The sequence below is a fragment of the Pseudovibrio sp. W64 genome, from assembly GCF_001623145.1.
Lineage (GTDB): Bacteria > Pseudomonadota > Alphaproteobacteria > Rhizobiales > Stappiaceae > Pseudovibrio.
In genome coordinates this window covers 169138-185718 of record NZ_LMCI01000031.1, presented here as the reverse complement: position 1 = coordinate 185718, position 16581 = coordinate 169138, and the positions used below count along the sequence as shown (strand labels likewise).

Annotated in this window: 15 protein-coding genes; 11 read left to right on the top strand and 4 right to left on the bottom strand. The window is 53.1% G+C overall.

Going from position 1 to position 16581, the window contains the following annotated elements; genetic code table 11:
• Window positions 1–36: 36 nt before the first annotated feature.
• A complete protein-coding gene (locus PsW64_RS14240) occupies window positions 37–489 on the top strand; it encodes a type II toxin-antitoxin system RatA family toxin (RefSeq protein WP_082597188.1) in 453 nt (150 codons plus the stop codon).
• 93 nt (window positions 490–582) lie between these two features.
• Here PsW64_RS14240 and PsW64_RS14235 read toward each other — a convergent pair whose 3' ends face one another.
• The 4 genes from PsW64_RS14235 to PsW64_RS14220 all read right to left on the bottom strand — a co-directional run bounded on the left by PsW64_RS14235 (window position 583) and on the right by PsW64_RS14220 (window position 3541).
• Window positions 583–1035 (bottom strand): NUDIX hydrolase, encoded by a 453-nt coding sequence (locus PsW64_RS14235; protein WP_063304031.1) that lies wholly within the window; start codon window positions 1033–1035, stop codon window positions 583–585.
• A 130-nt stretch (window positions 1036–1165) separates the two neighbouring features.
• Complete coding sequence (locus tag PsW64_RS14230; protein WP_208980785.1) at window positions 1166–1678, bottom strand: hypothetical protein; 513 nt, start codon at window positions 1676–1678, stop codon at window positions 1166–1168.
• Window positions 1679–1794: 116 nt separating this feature from the next.
• The gene (locus PsW64_RS14225) at window positions 1795–2295 is read right to left on the bottom strand and encodes a CinA family protein (protein ID WP_057466216.1); all 501 of its coding nucleotides are present in this window, start codon (window positions 2293–2295) and stop codon (window positions 1795–1797) included.
• Window positions 2296–2326: 31 nt separating this feature from the next.
• Window positions 2327–3541 (bottom strand): bifunctional 2-C-methyl-D-erythritol 4-phosphate cytidylyltransferase/2-C-methyl-D-erythritol 2,4-cyclodiphosphate synthase, encoded by a 1215-nt coding sequence (locus PsW64_RS14220; RefSeq protein WP_193757807.1) that lies wholly within the window; start codon window positions 3539–3541, stop codon window positions 2327–2329.
• 226 nt (window positions 3542–3767) lie between these two features.
• On the opposite strand from PsW64_RS14220, the gene dusB reads away from it, so the two are divergent.
• The 10 genes from dusB (at window position 3768) to PsW64_RS14170 (ending at window position 16543) form a co-directional block, all read left to right on the top strand.
• Window positions 3768–4763 (top strand): tRNA dihydrouridine synthase DusB, encoded by a 996-nt coding sequence (gene dusB, locus PsW64_RS14215; RefSeq protein WP_063304030.1) that lies wholly within the window; start codon window positions 3768–3770, stop codon window positions 4761–4763.
• Entirely contained in the window at window positions 4763–5911 is a 1149-nt protein-coding gene (locus PsW64_RS14210; RefSeq protein WP_082831117.1) for a two-component system sensor histidine kinase NtrB, read from the top strand. Before dusB ends, PsW64_RS14210 begins: the two co-directional genes overlap by 1 nt.
• A gap of 4 nt (window positions 5912–5915) precedes the next feature.
• Window positions 5916–7355: a nitrogen regulation protein NR(I) gene (gene ntrC / locus PsW64_RS14205; RefSeq protein ID WP_057466218.1), complete on the top strand. Its 1440-nt coding sequence runs from the start codon at window positions 5916–5918 to the stop codon at window positions 7353–7355.
• 239 nt (window positions 7356–7594) lie between these two features.
• Entirely contained in the window at window positions 7595–9832 is a 2238-nt protein-coding gene (locus PsW64_RS14200) for a sensor histidine kinase NtrY-like (protein ID WP_057466221.1), read from the top strand.
• Window positions 9833–9850: 18 nt separating this feature from the next.
• Window positions 9851–11218, top strand: a complete 1368-nt coding sequence (gene ntrX / locus PsW64_RS14195; protein WP_063288837.1) for a nitrogen assimilation response regulator NtrX — start codon at window positions 9851–9853, stop codon at window positions 11216–11218.
• Window positions 11219–11253: 35 nt separating this feature from the next.
• Window positions 11254–12630 (top strand): Trk system potassium transporter TrkA, encoded by a 1377-nt coding sequence (gene trkA / locus PsW64_RS14190; RefSeq protein WP_057466224.1) that lies wholly within the window; start codon window positions 11254–11256, stop codon window positions 12628–12630.
• Between the two features lie 327 nt (window positions 12631–12957).
• Window positions 12958–13836, top strand: a complete 879-nt coding sequence (locus tag PsW64_RS14185) for a D-amino-acid transaminase (RefSeq protein ID WP_063304029.1) — start codon at window positions 12958–12960, stop codon at window positions 13834–13836.
• Between the two features lie 164 nt (window positions 13837–14000).
• The gene (gene hfq, locus PsW64_RS14180) at window positions 14001–14258 is read left to right on the top strand and encodes an RNA chaperone Hfq (protein WP_008546823.1); all 258 of its coding nucleotides are present in this window, start codon (window positions 14001–14003) and stop codon (window positions 14256–14258) included.
• Window positions 14258–15733: a GTPase HflX gene (gene hflX, locus PsW64_RS14175; RefSeq protein ID WP_063304028.1), complete on the top strand. Its 1476-nt coding sequence runs from the start codon at window positions 14258–14260 to the stop codon at window positions 15731–15733. The genes hfq and hflX overlap by 1 nt, the downstream gene beginning before the upstream one ends.
• A gap of 195 nt (window positions 15734–15928) precedes the next feature.
• Window positions 15929–16543: a YdcF family protein gene (locus tag PsW64_RS14170; protein WP_063304027.1), complete on the top strand. Its 615-nt coding sequence runs from the start codon at window positions 15929–15931 to the stop codon at window positions 16541–16543.
• Window positions 16544–16581: the final 38 nt, after the last annotated feature.

Below are 16581 nucleotides of genomic sequence, written 5' to 3'. Positions count from 1 at the left end.
ATTTTTGAAAAACTAGAAGAAAAAGAACGCGAGCATATGCCGTCTTTCGAAAGCACACACCGGGTTCAGCACAGTGCTGATGATATGTTTGATCTGGTTGCAGATGTGGAGCAGTACCCCCAGTTTGTGCCGTTGTGTCAAGCATTGCGTGTGCGCGGACGCCGGAAGATTGATGACCACCGTGAAATGATGGTGGCGGATATGACTGTGGCTTACAAAGTTTTCAAAGAGACATTTGCCAGCCGTGTGACCCTTGATCGTGAGGCGAGTAAAATTACGGTTGAGTATCTGGATGGCCCGTTTCGCCATCTGGAAAATGTCTGGAGCTTCGATCCGGTTTCTGAAAAGGAATGCGATGTGAGCTTCTATATCAATTATGAGTTCAAGAGCCGAACACTCGGCACCATGATGGGTGCCATGTTCGACCGCGCCTTCCGCAAATTCTCCAGTGCCTTTGAAGACCGCGCCGACAAAATCTACGGCACCTAAAAATCTGAAGACTGATGTCCGCTAAAATTGGGCGCACTTAGATAATCTAAATATATTCCATAATCGTAAGGGCAGCTCATATTCTTGTGTGGGCTATCGCAGGATCTCCAGGTGTTGCTTTAATCCTGCAGGGAAGAGGTCAACGCCGTTTGGGGTGAGTTCTTCGGGATCGAACCAGCGTGCGGTGATTTCCGTTCCGCTGTCTTCCAGAAATGTGATCGTTTCCTGCGTGGTGAAGGCATTTGGCGGGAACGTCACATTTGCGATGAACAGAATTTCGTGACCTGTCTGTCCTTCGTGTTCATAGATGTTTTCCATGACAACGGGATCGCCAGAGATTGTGACCTGGATGTTCAGTTCTTCTTTGAACTCTCTGATCAGAGCGGTCTTCCAATCTTCGCCAAACTCGACAGTGCCGCCAAGAGGGCGGACGCCTTTGAGGTTGCCTGCGTCATCATAGACTTCTGCGGCCAGCAGGCGATTGTTGCGCCAGTGCAGGCCGAGAGATTTCACCCTGATCGTTTGTGCTGGTCGCCAAATATGCATTTCGCCGCTGCTCCTTCATGCAAAAAATTCATGTACAAAGAGCAACCGAATAAAATGCATTGGTGCTGATCAGTCGGTTGTTTTCAGGTTTTCCGGCATTTCTTTGGCTGAAAGACCTCGGAGAAACGGCTTAATTCTTGTCGCGATTGTTCAGGAACTGGCTCAGGCGGGAGCCTCTCTTCTCGTAGTTTTTGGTAATTTCGGCTTCAGCCTGCTCTGGGGTAAGGCCGTTGCGCATGACGAAGGTGCGTCGGATTGCCTGAAAGCGGTTGGTGAGTTCCTTATCCGGGTCACCGTGCTCCATGGTCTTTTCAAGAGAAGCGTAAATGCCGACATCTTTGAGGTTCAGCTGTGTTGTTGGTTTGGTGCACAGAACCACCCAGCCATAGCCCTGGTTTACTTCAAGGCGGATCTTGTGGCCAAGCTGTTCTTCCCATTTTGTCCAGGCAACAGAGTAGGGGCGAACCCAATAGGACTGGCCGCACAGGCGCAGCTCTTTATAGCCACCGCGTGGCATTTTCTGCACTTCGTGAGAGCCGATGAACTCGTCATCGAACCCTCGTGAAATGAGGAATACATCTGATGCCGCATAAGCTGAGGTGCTTAAGCACATGCCCAAAAACAAACTAGCAATATATCTCATGGGTATACCGTGACATTCCGTTGTAAATTTAAAACAGATTTTATCTAAGTTTTCTTAGAATGTCATAAGGTAGTAGTGCCTACCCGGTACTCTTTTAACGAGAAGGTAAATTTCGATTAGCTAGTTTCAATAAAATTTTCTAATAATTTTAATGCTTGTACCAGTGCCTGAAAGCGTATTCCCTCGCGTCCGGTGTTCTCGAAGAGGCATTGGACGTGCTTGGTTTCCTCTTGGTCAGCTGCAAAGCCAAAGTGGACAAGTCCGACAGGTTTGTCTTTGGTGCCACCGTCCGGTCCGGCGATGCCCGTAATGGAAACGGCCACGTTGGCATTGGAGCAAAACAGGGCGCCGCTTGCCATGGCTTTGGCAACTTCGCTGCTGACCGCGCCGTAGCTCATGAGCAGGTCAACGGGGACGCCGATCATCTCATGCTTGGCTTCGTTGGAGTAGGTGACGAAGCCACGATCAAGCACAGCAGAAGAGCCGGGCACTTCTGTCAGCAGGCCTGCGAGCAGGCCGCCGGTGCAGCTTTCTGCTGTGGTGATCCTGATCTCTTTTTCAGCGTATCTGGAGACGAGAACGCGTGCTCTTTCCTTAAGGCTGAGGATGTCGGTCATGGTTCTCTGTCCCTTGTTTTGGTGGCTTCGTTTAATCTTCAAACGGAAGCCGGATGGTTGCGCAGGCTTGTGCAGCAATGCCTTCCTGGCGACCGGTGAAGCCCAGCTTTTCGGAGGTGGTTGCTTTCACAGCCACGCGGCCAATGGGCAACTCGCAGATCTGTGCGATCTGTTTGCGCATTTCTTCCCGGTGTGGGCCGATTTTCGGAGCTTCACAGATCAGCGTTAAATCCAAGTGTGCGATCATGCCGCCGCGCTTGTGAACCCGGTCTATTGCGTATTTCAGGAACTGGTCAGAGGCCGCACCTTTCCACTGCATGTCAGAGGGTGGGAAGTGCGAGCCGATGTCGCCATCTGCCAATGCGCCGAAGATGGCATCCGTCAGGGCGTGCAGGCCAACGTCCGCGTCGGAATGGCCTTTGAGTTTCTGGGTGTGCGGGATGGAAATGCCGCCGAGAATGACGGCCTCACCAGCTTCAAATGCGTGCACATCGTAGCCGGTTCCAACGCGAATGTCGCCAAGGTCTGCGAGTTGTTTCATGGCGATCTGTTCCTGTGCGTTCGTCATGTCTTTGAGTGTGGTGAGCTTGATGTTTTGCGGGTCGCCTGTTGTGATGGTGACAGGTTTGCCTTGCCATTCGATGAGCGCCGTATCATCGGTGAAGCTGTCGATGTTCTCATTGGTCGCTTGTTGATGAGCTGCCCAAATGAGCGGATACGGGAAGGCTTGCGGTGTTTGGGCGGCCCACAGGTGGGTGCGATCGACCGTTTCCAGAACTTTCTGGTTTGCGTCTGCCCGCTTTAACGTGTCTGCGACAGGTACTGCAGGAAGGGCCGCTTGCGCGCCGTTTTGCAGGGCCGTGATGGCGTCCTTGATCACCGCTGGTGTGATGAAGGGGCGGGCTGCGTCGTGGATCAGAACGTAGTCCGGGGCGTGCTCTTCCAGTGCTTTCAAGCCGCATGCGACAGATGCCTGACGGGTGGCTCCGCCCGTGACGGGCCTGATCAGGCGATTGTCAGTCAGTGAGCTTGCGGCCTCTTGATAGGCTTCGCCGTCTTCTGCGTGGATGACAGGCAGCACCAGATCCACCTGTGAGGAGGATAAAATCGCTTCCAGTGTTCTTTGCAGAACAGTCTTTCCGCCAAGGTCCCGATATTGCTTCGGGCTGCTGTCATTTTGCGTGGACATGCGTGAACCGCGTCCGGCTGCAACTATGATGCATGCAATTTTTTCAGTGGACTGCAAAACTGGATCACCTGCTTTGAGTGTGAACTGCGTCCTCAGAGTGTGAGGTGGCGGCTCTTAGAAACTGTGTTGGTGAGGGTTTTGCTCGATTTAAGAGCGAAGCTCAACACTTCAATCTCTTCTCTTTAATATTCCCTTGCCTAAATTTTTAGTTTGGTTAGAATATGTGCAACTTCATATGCTGCTTATCAAATGTGCAACTGGGCTCTTTCAAGAAATATGCGTAATGCTTACGATAGGTAATATCCCCCTCAAAAACAAAGTTATTCTTGCGCCAATGTCCGGCGTTTCGGATTTGCCGTTCCGCCGTATTGCTTTGCGCTATGGCGTGGGTTTGGTGGTCAGTGAAATGGTTGCCAGTGAAGCGCTGTGTACCGGGCATCCAGAATCGCTGATGCGGGCTGAAGGTGAGGGGATCGATCCTCACATCGTGCAGCTGGCAGGTAAAGATCCTCACTGGATGGGCGAGGGCGCGCGCATGGCTGAAAAAGCCGGTGCGGATGTGATCGACATCAACATGGGCTGTCCTGCGAAAAAGGTGACTTCTGGTTATTCCGGTTCTGCTCTTATGAAAGATCTGGACCATGCCATGACGCTGGTTGAGGCGACGCTGGAGGCTGTGTCTGTTCCAGTGACGTTAAAGATGCGTCTGGGGTGGGATGAGACTTCCATTAATGCTCCGGAGCTTGCCAAACGGGCGGTGGATGCGGGTGTGAAGATGATCACCGTGCATGGTCGTACGCGATCGCAGTTTTACAAAGGCAAGGCGGACTGGAGGGCAATCCGGCAGGTGCGGGATGTTATTCCGGATGTGCCGCTGGTGGCCAATGGCGATTGTTGCAAGTTTGAGGATGCCGACGAGATGTTGGCGCAATCTGGTGCTGATCTGGTGATGGTTGGCCGTGGTGCTTATGGCCGGCCGTGGGTGCCGGGGCGGATTGCGCATTATCTGGAAACGGGTGAACGGCTTGCTGACCCACACGGGGAAGAGCTGGCCGCGCTTGTTGTGGAGCACTACGACGCCATGCTGGAGCAATACGGCTTTGAGATCGGCGTGCGGGCCTTCCGTAAGCATATGGGCTGGTATCTGGAAGCTGCGGGACGGCTTGATGATGCGCCGCAAGGATTTATGCGAGGGCTTATGACCAGTCTGGATGCTGATCTGGTGCGGAACACCCTTTATGACTGGTTTGTTCAAGTCCCTATGAGGAGCGCTGCCTGATGTTGGAGACGGGAGGAGACACTCTGACAGAAGCCAAGGCTGGTTTGGGCAAGGGTGTGCCGGGACAGGCCGTTTTGGATTCTCTGCCGCACCCTGTTGTGGTGGTTGGAGGAGATGACAAGATCGTTGGGGCAAACAGTGCGGCGGAAGACTTTTTCCATGCCAGTTTGTCGATGCTGAAGCGCCGTGAAGTGTCCTGGTTTGTGCCGTTTGGCAGCCCTCTGCTGGGTTTGATTGCACAGGTGCGTGAGCGCGGCGGTGCGGTCAACGAGTATAAGGTGGACATTGGGACACCGCGCATTGGGCAGGAGAAACTGGTTGATATTCACGCTTCTCCTTTAAGTGATGCTCCGGGCGGCGTTGTGCTGCTGTTTCAGGAGCGCACCATGGCGGAGAAGCTGGATAAGCAGCTGACCAGCCGCGGTGCTGCGCGTACCGTGACGGGCCTTGCCGCCATGCTGGCCCATGAGATCAAAAACCCGCTTTCTGGTATTCGCGGCGCAGCTCAGCTGTTGGAGCAGTCAGCCAGTGAAGATGATCGCACTTTGACCCGTCTCATCATGGAGGAGACGGACCGGATCGTGAAGTTGGTGGACCGGATGGAAGTGTTTTCCGATGAACGCCCGATTGACCGCGAGCCGGTGAATATTCACGTGGTGCTTGATCATGTGAAACGGGTTGCGGAAAATGGCTTTGCCTCCAAAGTGCGGATCGTTGAGGATTATGACCCCTCCTTGCCGCCCGTCTATGCCAACCGTGACCAGTTGGTGCAGATCTTTATCAATCTGATCAAAAACGCGAGCGAAGCGCTGAGCGGCGTGAACGAGCCGGAGATTGTTGTCTCCACGGCCTTCCGTCCCGGTGTGCGTTTGTCTGTGCCCGGCGTGCAGGAGCGTGTGAGCTTGCCGCTTGAATTTTGTGTGCGCGACAACGGCTATGGTGTGCCGGAAGATCTGCGCCCGCATCTGTTTGACCCGTTTATTACGACAAAGACGAATGGCTCTGGCCTTGGGCTGGCGCTGGTTGCCAAGATCGTGGGTGATCATGGCGGCGTGGTGGAGTGCGAGAGCGGCAATCGGGGCACGACCTTCCGCATTCTGATGCCTGCCTTTACCGGGCCTGACGTACATTCTGGAATTGAGGACTAAGAGCATGCCGAGTGGAACCATTCTTGTTGCTGACGACGATTCTGCGATCCGTACCGTTCTCAATCAGGCTCTGTCCCGTGCAGGGTATACTGTTCGGCTGACGTCCAACGCCACCACGTTGTGGCGCTGGGTGAGTTCGGGCGAAGGGGATCTGGTGATCTCCGATGTGGTGATGCCGGATGAGAACGCGTTTGATGTGCTGCCGCGCATCCGCAAGCTGCGTCCGGAATTGCCTGTGATCATCATGAGTGCGCAAAACACCTTCATGACGGCGATTAAGGCCTCTGAGCAAGGGGCCTATGAGTATCTGCCCAAGCCGTTTGATCTGAAAGAGCTGACGGGTATTGTGGGCCGTGCGCTCGCTGAGCCTAAAGGGCGGCAGTTTGATATGAGCGGCGAGGGGAATGACAATATTCCACTTGTGGGTCGTTCTCCTGCCATGCAGGAAATCTACCGCGTGCTTGCCCGCTTGATGCAGACTGATCTGACCGTGATGATCAACGGTGAAAGTGGCACTGGTAAAGAGGTTGTTGCGCGGGCGCTGCATGATTATGGCAAACGCCGGAATGGTCCGTTTGTTGCGGTCAACATGGCGGCGATCCCAAAGGATTTGATTGAATCTGAGCTGTTTGGGCATGAGAAGGGCTCGTTTACTGGCGCTCAAGCGCGTTCTTCTGGTCGGTTTGAGCAGGCTGATGGTGGTACGCTGCTGCTGGATGAAATCGGTGATATGCCGATGGAAGCGCAGACCCGTTTGCTGCGTGTGTTACAGCAGGGCGAGTATACCTCTGTAGGTGGTCGTACGCCGATCCAGACAGATGTGCGGATTATTGCGGCGACGAACAAAGACCTGCGTCAGCTGATCAATCAGGGGCTGTTCCGTGAAGATTTGTATTTCCGTCTGAATGTTGTGCCAATTCGCCTTCCGCCTTTGCGGGAACGGACTGAGGATATTCCTGATCTTGTGCGCCACTTCTTCTCTATTGCAGAGAGCGAAGGTTTGCCTGCCAAGCAGATTGAGGTGGCAGCACTTGATAAGCTGCGCCGTTATCGCTGGCCGGGCAACGTACGTGAGTTGGAAAACCTTGTGCGCCGTCTGGCAGCGCTCTATCCGCAAGATGACATAACCGCCAGTTTGATCGATCTGGAACTTTCTCAGCCTTCTACGGCTGTGAACGACATGGATGCGCCGTCTGTTCAGGATCTTGGTGGGTCTGTGGAGCGGTATCTGGGGGATTACTTCGGCGGATTTGGTGAAGATCTGCCGCCTCCGGGCCTTTACCACCGTATCCTGCGTGAGGTGGAGTACCCCTTGATCAGCGCAGTGCTGGCAGCCACCCGTGGCAACCAGATCAAGGCTGCTGAACTTTTAGGTGTGAACCGCAACACACTGCGCAAGAAAATCCGCGATCTGGACGTTCAGGTGATCCGCAGCTCCAGATAATCGATTTTTATCGAGTGAAGCTTTCAAAATGGCGCGATCTCTTGCGCCATTTTGCGTTTAATGGGGTGAGAATGCGTTTGAGTTGTGCACTGCATGCTTATTCTGACCTGTGGACTTTTCGGTTTTCCCCATCAAGAGTGTGACTAATAAAACCCATTGTCGCATTTTGGCAACAATTCGTGCTAATAGTCTGTTTCCAATATTAATAAAGTTATCACAGGTGCGCAGGTTCGCGTTTCATGATTTTCAAGTCAAAAGCAGAAGAACATACCCCAAAACTTGATGCGAAAGGCCGCAAGTCTCGCATGTTTGGCCTTTCCGTGGTCTTGCTGGCGCTGTGTTCCATCGGGGTTTCCTTTCTGGTGCTGATGGGCGTGACGCCTATCGTTCCTTCTGAAACGGTTGTTTACATTGCGCTTGGATTTAATGGCGCACTGGTGTTCCTGCTTATCGGCTTGATCATCTTTGAGCTTGTGAAGCTGTTGCAGGCGCGGCGCCGTGGGCGTGCTGCGGCCCGGCTTCATGTGCGCATTGTGACTATGTTCTCGCTGGTGGCTGCACTGCCTGCGTTTATTGTTGCTGTGGTGGCAACGATTACGCTGGATCAGGGGCTTGATCGCTGGTTTGAGACAAGAACGCGCAATATCATCACCAACGCCCAGTCGGTTGCGGCCGCTTATGTTCAGGAGCACGGAAACTCGCTGCGGTCCACGCTGATTGGCATGGCCAGTGATGTGGATCTGAACCGTAACTCTTATTTTTATGACCCCACTCGGTTTGACCGCTTTTTTGAGACCCAGACCTGGGTCCGTGGCTTGCTGGGGGCTTATGTTCTGAAAAATGACGGCACCGTCGTGATGCGTGTGTTGCGCGATCCGAAGGTGGAGCCTTTGCTGCCACCGCAGGTGGCGATGAACCAGGCTAAGGATGGGGCTCCTGTGCTGATTGCACCGGGCGTTTCCAACCTTGTGGGCGGCGTGATTAAGCTGTCCGCTTTTGATGACCTCTATCTTTATGTGACGCGTGCGCTTGATCCCCGGGTGGTTGAATATCAGCGTCTGGCGGAAGCTGGCGTCAATGAGTATGCGGAGCTGGAACAGCGCCGCTTTGGTGTTCAGCTGGCGTTTGCCCTTGTTTACGTGGGTGTGGCGCTTGTACTGCTGCTCTCCTCCATCTGGGTGGGCTTTGGGTTTGCCAACCAGCTTGTGTTGCCGATCCGTAACCTTATTGGCGCTGCAGATCAGGTTTCCAAAGGCAATTATTATGTTGAGGTTGAAGCTGCGAAGGCGAGCGGTGACCTTGAGAGCCTTGGGCGGACCTTCAACAATATGACGGGTCAGTTGCGTGGGCAAAGGGATGCGCTGCTGGCTGCAAATGACCAGATTGACCGCCGCCGCCGCTTCAGTGAAGCCGTGCTATCTGGGGTGTCCTCTGGCGTAATCGGGATTGATGATGAGGGTGATGTGACCATGGTCAATCGCTCAGCAACACGTCTTCTCAGTCAGGATGAAAACGAGCTTCTGGAAAAACCGATCTACGACAATCTTCCAGAGGTGCAAGAGGTTGTGTCTAAGGCGCTTGAAGAAAGCTCCAGTGGCTCGCAGGTGGCACAGGTTGCCATTATGCGTAAGGGGCGTGAGCGCACTGTGAATGTGCGTGTGACGACTGAGGAAGCGACCCGTTCTGAGCATGGTTTTGTGGTGACGCTGGACGACATCACGGACCTTGTTGCAGCTCAACGTAACTCGGCCTGGGCGGATGTTGCCCGCCGTATTGCGCATGAGATTAAGAACCCGCTGACACCGATCCAGCTTTCTGCTGAGCGTATCCGTCGCCGCTATGGCAAGCGTATTGAAGATGATGACCGTAAGGTGTTTGACCAGTGCGTGGATACGATCATTCGTCAGGTGGGGGATATTGGCCGTATGGTTGATGAATTCTCCTCGTTTGCGCGTATGCCAAAACCAAAGATGGAAGAGGCCGATCTGCGCTCCGTGGTGCGCGAGTCCACCTTTATGGTGTCTGTTGCCAATTCTCAGGTTCATTTTGAAACCGATGTGCCGGATGAGGCTGTACGGGCAACATTTGACAGTCGTCTGGTTGGGCAGGCTGTTGGTAATGTGATCAAGAATGCGTCGGAAGCTGTTGAGGCTTATCTGGCGAGCGAAGAAAACCCGGAGCAGGGCTCTGTTCTGGTGAAACTTTATAGGGAAGGTCCGGTTCTCACGATTGATGTGATTGATAACGGGATTGGCCTTCCAACTGAGCACCGCACGCGGCTTTTAGAGCCGTATATGACGACCCGCGAAAAGGGCACCGGCCTTGGGCTCGCGATTGTGCGGAAAATTATGGAAGATCATGGGGGTGGAATTGAACTGCTGGATGCGCCATCTGTTGCCGAGGGCGGGCATGGTGCCATGGTTCGGCTGACTTTGCGCAGTTTTGATGTTCCTTCCTTCACTGAAAATGTAACGTAAGAATGGTGGTGATAAGCCGTGGCAAGTGACATTCTGATTGTTGATGATGAAGCAGATATTCGTGAGCTGATCGCCGGGATTTTAGAGGATGACGGCTATAATACCCGCACCGCTGGCAACAGTGATGCGGCGTTGGCTGCGATTGCGGACCGTCGTCCTTCTCTGATTATTCTTGATATCTGGCTCATGGGCAGCAAGCTTGACGGGCTTGAAGTGCTTGAGGTGATCAAGAAAGAAAACCCTGATCTGCCTGTGGTGATCATTTCTGGTCACGGCAACGTGGAGACGGCGGTATCTGCGATCAAAAAAGGCGCCTACGATTACATCGAGAAGCCGTTTAAGGCAGACAAGCTGGTTCTGATCACTGAGCGCGCGCTGGAAGCTTCTTCCATGAAGCGCGAGATCAAGGAACTGAAGCAGCGTGCTGGTGACGTTTCCAATCTGGTGGGCAGTTCGTCCTCAATCAATAACCTGCGCATGACGATTGAGCGTATTTGTCTGACCAACAGCCGTGTGATGATCACCGGGCCGTCTGGTTCTGGCAAGGAGACCGTTGCGCGGACGATCCATGAAGCGTCTCCTCGCTCCAAATCACCGTTTGTGGTGCTTTCTGCGGCGAACATTACGCCGGAGCGGATGGAGGAGGAACTCTTCGGTATTGAAGAGACCGACTCCACACCGCGCAAGGTGGGCGCGCTTGAAGAGGCGCATGGCGGGACCATCTATCTTGATGAGATTGCCGATATGCCGCTGGAGACGCAGAATAAAATTCTGCGTGTGCTGGTGGATCAGACCTTCACCCGTCTGGGTGGCCACAACAAAGTGAAGGTGGATGTGCGTCTCTTGTCTTCCAGTGGCTACAATCTGGAAAACAGGATTGCGGAAGGTTTGTTCCGTGAGGACCTTTATCACCGTCTGGCTGTTGTGCCGCTGCGTGTGCCTGCGCTTGAAGAGCGCCGTGAGGATATTCCTCAGCTGATCCATTTCTTCATGAAGCAGATTTCCAACTCCACCGGCCTGCCAATGCGCCGGATTGGTGAGGATGCGATGGCCGTGCTGCAAACGCATGACTGGCCGGGGAACCTGCGCCAGCTGCGCAACAATGTTGAACGTTTGATGATCCTGACACGGGCTGATTCAGAAGCTGTGATTACAGCGGATCTTCTGCCTGCTGAGGTGGCATCGACTGTGCCAAGCATGCCGGGGTCTTCTGGCGGTGAAGAGCTGATGTCCTTGCCACTTCGTGAAGCGCGGGAACAGTTTGAACGTGAATATCTGCAAGCACAGGTTAAGCGTTTTGGCGGTAATATCTCGCGTACCTCTGAATATATTGGTATGGAACGGTCAGCATTGCACCGAAAGCTCAAGTCTCTTGGTCTCACCTGATTGGTGAGCTTTGAGGTGGAGCAAAGGACTGAATTATGAAGGTTGTAATTTGTGGCGCCGGACAGGTTGGGTACGGCATTGCCGAAAAACTTGCAGCGGAACAGAACGACGTTTCTGTGATTGATACCAGCCCACAGCTGGTTCATGCCATTCGTGACACACTGGATGTGCGCGGCTTTATTGGCCATGGTGCGCATCCGGATGTGCTGGCGCAGGCTGGCGCTGATCAGGCTGACATGATTATTGCCGTGACCTTGTATGACGAGATCAACATGGTTGCGTGTCAGGTTGCGCACTCTTTGTTTAACGTGCCGATCAAGGTTTCGCGTGTGCGTGCGCAAAGCTATTTGCAATCCCATTACCGCAATCTGTTTTCGCGCGATAACATGCCAATTGACGTGATCATTTCTCCTGAAATCGAAGTGGGTGAGATGATCCTGCGGCGCTTGTCGTTGCCAGGTGCCATGGAAACTGTGCGCTTTGCGGATGATAACATGATCATTGTCGGGATCGACTGTGGTGGTGACTGTCCGGTGCTGGATACGCCACTGCGCCAGTTGACCGAGTTGTTCCCGGATCTGTCGGCTGTTGTTGTTGGTATCGCGCGTGAAGGCAAGGTCTTTGTTCCGCACAGCTCTGATATGATGCGGGAAGGGGATCTGGTTTACGTTTGTTGTGAACGTGGTCAGGTGCGCCGTACACTGAGCATCTTTGGGCATGAAGAGCCTGAAGCTAAGCGTGTTCTTATCGCTGGTGGTGGTAATATTGGTGCTTATGTTGCTCGCCGTCTTGAGGAGAAGCAAAGCAGAACCAAAGTAAAAATTATCGAACATTCCCGCGATAGGGCTATTCGTATTGCGGATGAACTGCGCAGAACTGTGGTGTTGCATGGCAGTGCGCTAGATCAGGTGATGTTACAGGAAGCGGATGTCGAAGATTCCGACATGATGGTGGCGCTGACCAATGAAGATGAGGTGAACATCCTGTCCTGCGTCATGGCTAAGAAAATGGGCTGTGAACGGAACCTTTCCCTGCTGAACAACACCAGTTATCCAGCTTTTGCGCATGCTTTGGGCATTGATGCCTTTGTGAACCCGCGTCAGGTGACGATTTCCAAGATTTTGCAGCATGTGCGCCGTGGCCGTATTCGGGCAGTTCATGCGCTGCAAAACGGTGCTGCTGAGGTGATTGAGGCTGAGGCGCTGGATACTTCGCCGCTCGTTGGTCGTCCCCTACGTGAGGTTGAGCTTGCTGAAGGCATTCGCATCGGTGGAATCTTGCGTGATGGCAAGGTGGTGACACCGTGCGGCGATGAGCGTATCCAGGCCCATGACCGCGTTGTGATTTTTGCTATTGCAGACAAGGTGCGTCAGGTGGAGCAGATGTTCCGCGTGTCACTGGAGTTCTTCTAGAGCCAGTTTTGCTACATGGTTCCGGCGCTCTCGTATGAAAGTGCCGGAACATCAAGTCGTTAAGCCTGAAACGCGAGTGTTCGCGACTGGCCAGCAGAGGTGTCGTGGCCTTTGTTTTTTCTTCCCGTCTATAAACCTGTGATTTTAAGTATTTCTGGCTTAAACGCCCGGATAGTAGGTTGGTTTTAGCTTCCCAAAACGGAAGCTCAGGTTTTCTCAGTGATCCCACTCGGAAATATCTAGTTTTATCTGCTGTTAGCCACTTGATAGTATTCAGTAAATGCCCTTAGATGTAACCTGTTGAATGTTCCTGAACAGGAGAGGCTGATGAGCCGTGTTGCCTACGTAAATGGACAATATGTGCCACATTCTCATGCAGCCGTGCATGTGGAAGACCGGGGCTACCAGTTCTCTGATGGCGTTTATGAGGTGTGTGAGGTCTGGAGAGGCCAGATTGTGGACATGAGCGCCCATCTGGACCGGCTGGATCGGTCACTGAGTGAGTTGCAGATTTCAGCCCCTATGTCACGTGGGGCCTTGACGCGGGTGATGAAGGAAGTGATTTCGCTCAACCGGGTGAAGAACGGCTTGATCTACATGCAGGTTACGCGCGGCGTGGCTCCGCGCGACCATTATTTCCCGCCAGCTAATACTCCACCGTCTATTGTGATGACTGCAAAATCGGTGCCGTCACACAAAATGGACCAAATTGCGGCCAAGGGTGTTGGGGTCATTACGGTTGAAGAGAATCGTTGGGACCGGGTCGATATCAAGACTGTTGGTCTTTTGCCTAATGTCCTTGCTAAACAAAAGGCTAAGGAGTCTGGTGCCCGCGAAGCATGGTTTGTGGATAAAAAAGGCCTGATAACTGAAGGCGGTTCAACCAATGCTTGGATAATTCTAAAGAACGGCACTTTGGTGACGCGACCTGCTACCCACGGAATCTTAAAAGGAATTACCAGAGCGGGCGTTCTAAAACTGGCGGAAATGAAAGGCTTTTCCGTAGAAGAACGCGGTTTCTCTCTGGAAGAGGCAAAAAGTGCGCATGAGGCATTTTTAACAAGTGCATCGGGGCTTGTCATGCCCGTCGTGAAAGTAAATGGAACAATTTTGGGTGATGGTAAGCCCGGTCCAATCGTTCAAGACTTAAGAAAATCATTCCATGAAGCGTCAGAGTTGATTAAACTGACGGTTGCCGGGGGTTAAGTGCCTCCGGTGTTTGCTGAAGGGAACTTAGGAAAGACGGCGCACCTTATTAGTGTTGGGGCATCTCTCTTGTGTTTGTGAGTGTCACTTGGCCGTTTCGAGGATGGGAACAGTAAATGGTGGATGCCGCGGCCGTGTCCACTGAGAACAGGAAAAAAATAGTTATGGCTGACCGCGCTCAAAATCTTCAAGATACATTTTTAAATCATGTCAGGAAGCAGAAGACGCCACTGACAATCTTTTTGATCAATGGTGTAAAACTGCAGGGTGTAGTTACTTGGTTCGATAATTTCTGCGTATTATTGCGTCGTGACGGGCACTCCCAGCTCGTTTACAAGCACGCTATCTCAACAATCATGCCAAATAGCCCTATACAGCTGTTCGAACCAGCTGAAGAAGAAGGCGAAAAAGCAGGAGGCTGATGAAGCCCCAATCTAAAAAAGAGGCCGGTCTGAACCGCAAGCAACGCGATGCGAATGTTGAGGCCGGCGAAGACGAAGTGACCCGGGGAACCCGGTCACTCGTCATCGTACCGATTATTCAAAGTAGAGCTCTGGCGAGAGGGAAAGGTGCTCCTGAGCGCCCCTTTGGTGCCGAGCGCAGCCCACAAGCCAGACTGGAAGAAGCTGTTGGACTAGCAGCTGCAATCGAGTTGGAGATTGTCTCCTCAAGTCTGGTTCGATTGGCAAATGTAAAACCGGGAAGTCTGTTCGGCTCAGGCAAGGTGGAAGAGATCCGCTTGCGAATTGATGTCGAAGAGATTGAGCTGGTTGTTGTTGATCATCCGCTCACCCCAATCCAGCAAAGAAATCTGGAACGAGACTGGAACACCAAGGTTATTGACCGGACAGGTCTTATTCTGGAGATTTTTGGTGAACGTGCGCAGACCAAGGAAGGTCGCCTGCAGGTCGAGCTTGCTCACCTGAGTTGGCAGAAATCCCGTCTGGTGCGGTCCTGGACTCACCTTGAGCGTCAGCGCGGCGGTCTTGGTTTTGTTGGTGGCCCGGGTGAGACCCAGATTGAGGCCGACAGGCGTATCATTCAGGATCGTATCACACTGCTGAAAGGTCATCTGGAGCAGGTTCAGCGCACCCGTAAGCTTCACCGCAAAGCACGTAAGAAAGTGCCGCATCCGGTCATCGCTTTTGTTGGCTACACCAATGCGGGCAAATCTACGCTGTTTAACCGCATGACCAATGCGGAGGTGTTTGCCAAGGATCTGCTGTTTGCGACGCTCGATCCTACGCTTCGCCGTTTGAAGCTGCCGCATGGCCGTGAGGTCATTCTGTCAGACACGGTTGGCTTCATTTCCGAGTTGCCGCACAATCTGGTGGCTGCTTTCAGGGCGACGCTGGAAGAGGTTATTCAGGCTGATATTGTGCTTCATGTGCGCGATATTGCTCATGAGGACACCAAAGCGCAGTCTCAGGATGTGAATGAAACGCTTGAGATGCTTGGTCTTAAAGTGTCTGAGAGTGATCGTGTCATTGAGGTCTATAACAAGATCGACATGCTGGACGAGGCACATCGCGCCAAGTTGCTTGAAAGTAACTCGGTTGATGAGGGACCGGTTGCGGTTTCTGCGCTGAGTGGTGATGGGATCGAAGATCTGATTGTCCGCATCGAGACGCGTCTGGCTGAGCAGCTGGATACCGTGACGATGATCCTGCCACACAGCGACGGGCAGGGGCATGCATGGCTCTACCAGAACTGCGAGATCCTTTCGCGCGACGATACAGAGGACGGCATCCGCTTGTCTGTCCGCGTCCCTGATGCACATCGATCTCGCGTCCGGGAACGTTTCGCGAAATACTTCGTGACCGGGCTGGAGCTGGCTGAAGAGCCGACTTCAGAAGACGGTGAAGAAGATGACGACGGTGATTACTCACCGATCTGATTGCCTCTGAGAGACGAATGAAAACAAGAAAGCCCTGCTCATGCGAGTGGGGCTTTTTTGTTGGTGGGCTGTGATATGCCCTAGGCATCCGCGTTATGCGCAGTCTTCCAGCCTTCCTGCTTGTGAGGGACTTGAAGGAGTGTTGTCTGGTGTAGCGTTGCTGGTTGTTGTTTTGGTCGTTAGTCTGGTTGTGTCATGACCTGCCCAGCCAATTCGCATTTAAAGCTTACACCTCAGTTGATCGCCGAGATCAATCGGTACCTGCTTGTCAGAACCGAGATCCGAAAGGCTGATCTGTGTTTGCTGTTTGGCTCACACAGAAGTGCTGAGGCGCGGGTTCAGGTCACAGCGCAATTGTGGCGTGATGGGCTTGTTGGGCGAGTTCTGATTACTGGTGGTGAATACACAGCGTCAGGGCAGCTTGAGGCGCATGAGATGTGTGAGGCGCTTGTTGCTGGCGGTGTGCTAAGGCGCCATATAATTTTGGAGACCTGTGCGACCAACACGGGCGAAAATGTGAAGTTCTCAATTGAGCGTTTGAAGGGGCTTGGGCTTCATGATGCCATTGGCTCTGTGATTGCCGTTGGCAGTGCGAGTGCGTCGCGCCGCTATCTGATGACGTTGGAGCGGCATTGGCCAAAGGTAATCAAGATGATTGCGCCTGCAAACAAGTATCCGGTGGATGTGGTGGATTGGTTTGCTCACCCGGAGTTTGCAGCTGAGGTTTTGGAGGAGTGGGGCAAGGTGCAGCCATATCTTGAGGCTGGTTACCTGCGGGAACTGAACCCAGATACGTGCCCGTTGCTCTAATGCGCGCGTTGCTGATCAGGCGAGGTGTTATCTGCTCG

Excerpts from the sequence above, each read along its gene's own strand:
- hflX (WP_063304028.1), top strand. The coding sequence starts at position 14,258 with ATGAAGCCCCAATCTAAAAAAGAGGCCGGTCTGAACCGCAAGCAACGC.
- PsW64_RS14230 (WP_208980785.1), bottom strand. The coding sequence starts at position 1,678 with ATGAGATATATTGCTAGTTTGTTTTTGGGCATGTGCTTAAGCACCTCA.
- trkA (WP_057466224.1), top strand. The coding sequence starts at position 11,254 with ATGAAGGTTGTAATTTGTGGCGCCGGACAGGTTGGGTACGGCATTGCC.
- PsW64_RS14225 (WP_057466216.1), bottom strand. The coding sequence starts at position 2,295 with ATGACCGACATCCTCAGCCTTAAGGAAAGAGCACGCGTTCTCGTCTCC.
- PsW64_RS14240 (WP_082597188.1), top strand. The coding sequence starts at position 37 with ATGCCGTCTTTCGAAAGCACACACCGGGTTCAGCACAGTGCTGATGAT.
- hfq (WP_008546823.1), top strand. The coding sequence starts at position 14,001 with ATGGCTGACCGCGCTCAAAATCTTCAAGATACATTTTTAAATCATGTC.
- PsW64_RS14200 (WP_057466221.1), top strand. The coding sequence starts at position 7,595 with ATGATTTTCAAGTCAAAAGCAGAAGAACATACCCCAAAACTTGATGCG.
- PsW64_RS14185 (WP_063304029.1), top strand. The coding sequence starts at position 12,958 with ATGAGCCGTGTTGCCTACGTAAATGGACAATATGTGCCACATTCTCAT.
- PsW64_RS14170 (WP_063304027.1), top strand. The coding sequence starts at position 15,929 with ATGACCTGCCCAGCCAATTCGCATTTAAAGCTTACACCTCAGTTGATC.
- dusB (WP_063304030.1), top strand. The coding sequence starts at position 3,768 with ATGCTTACGATAGGTAATATCCCCCTCAAAAACAAAGTTATTCTTGCG.
- PsW64_RS14210 (WP_082831117.1), top strand. The coding sequence starts at position 4,763 with ATGTTGGAGACGGGAGGAGACACTCTGACAGAAGCCAAGGCTGGTTTG.
- PsW64_RS14235 (WP_063304031.1), bottom strand. The coding sequence starts at position 1,035 with ATGCATATTTGGCGACCAGCACAAACGATCAGGGTGAAATCTCTCGGC.
- ntrC (WP_057466218.1), top strand. The coding sequence starts at position 5,916 with ATGCCGAGTGGAACCATTCTTGTTGCTGACGACGATTCTGCGATCCGT.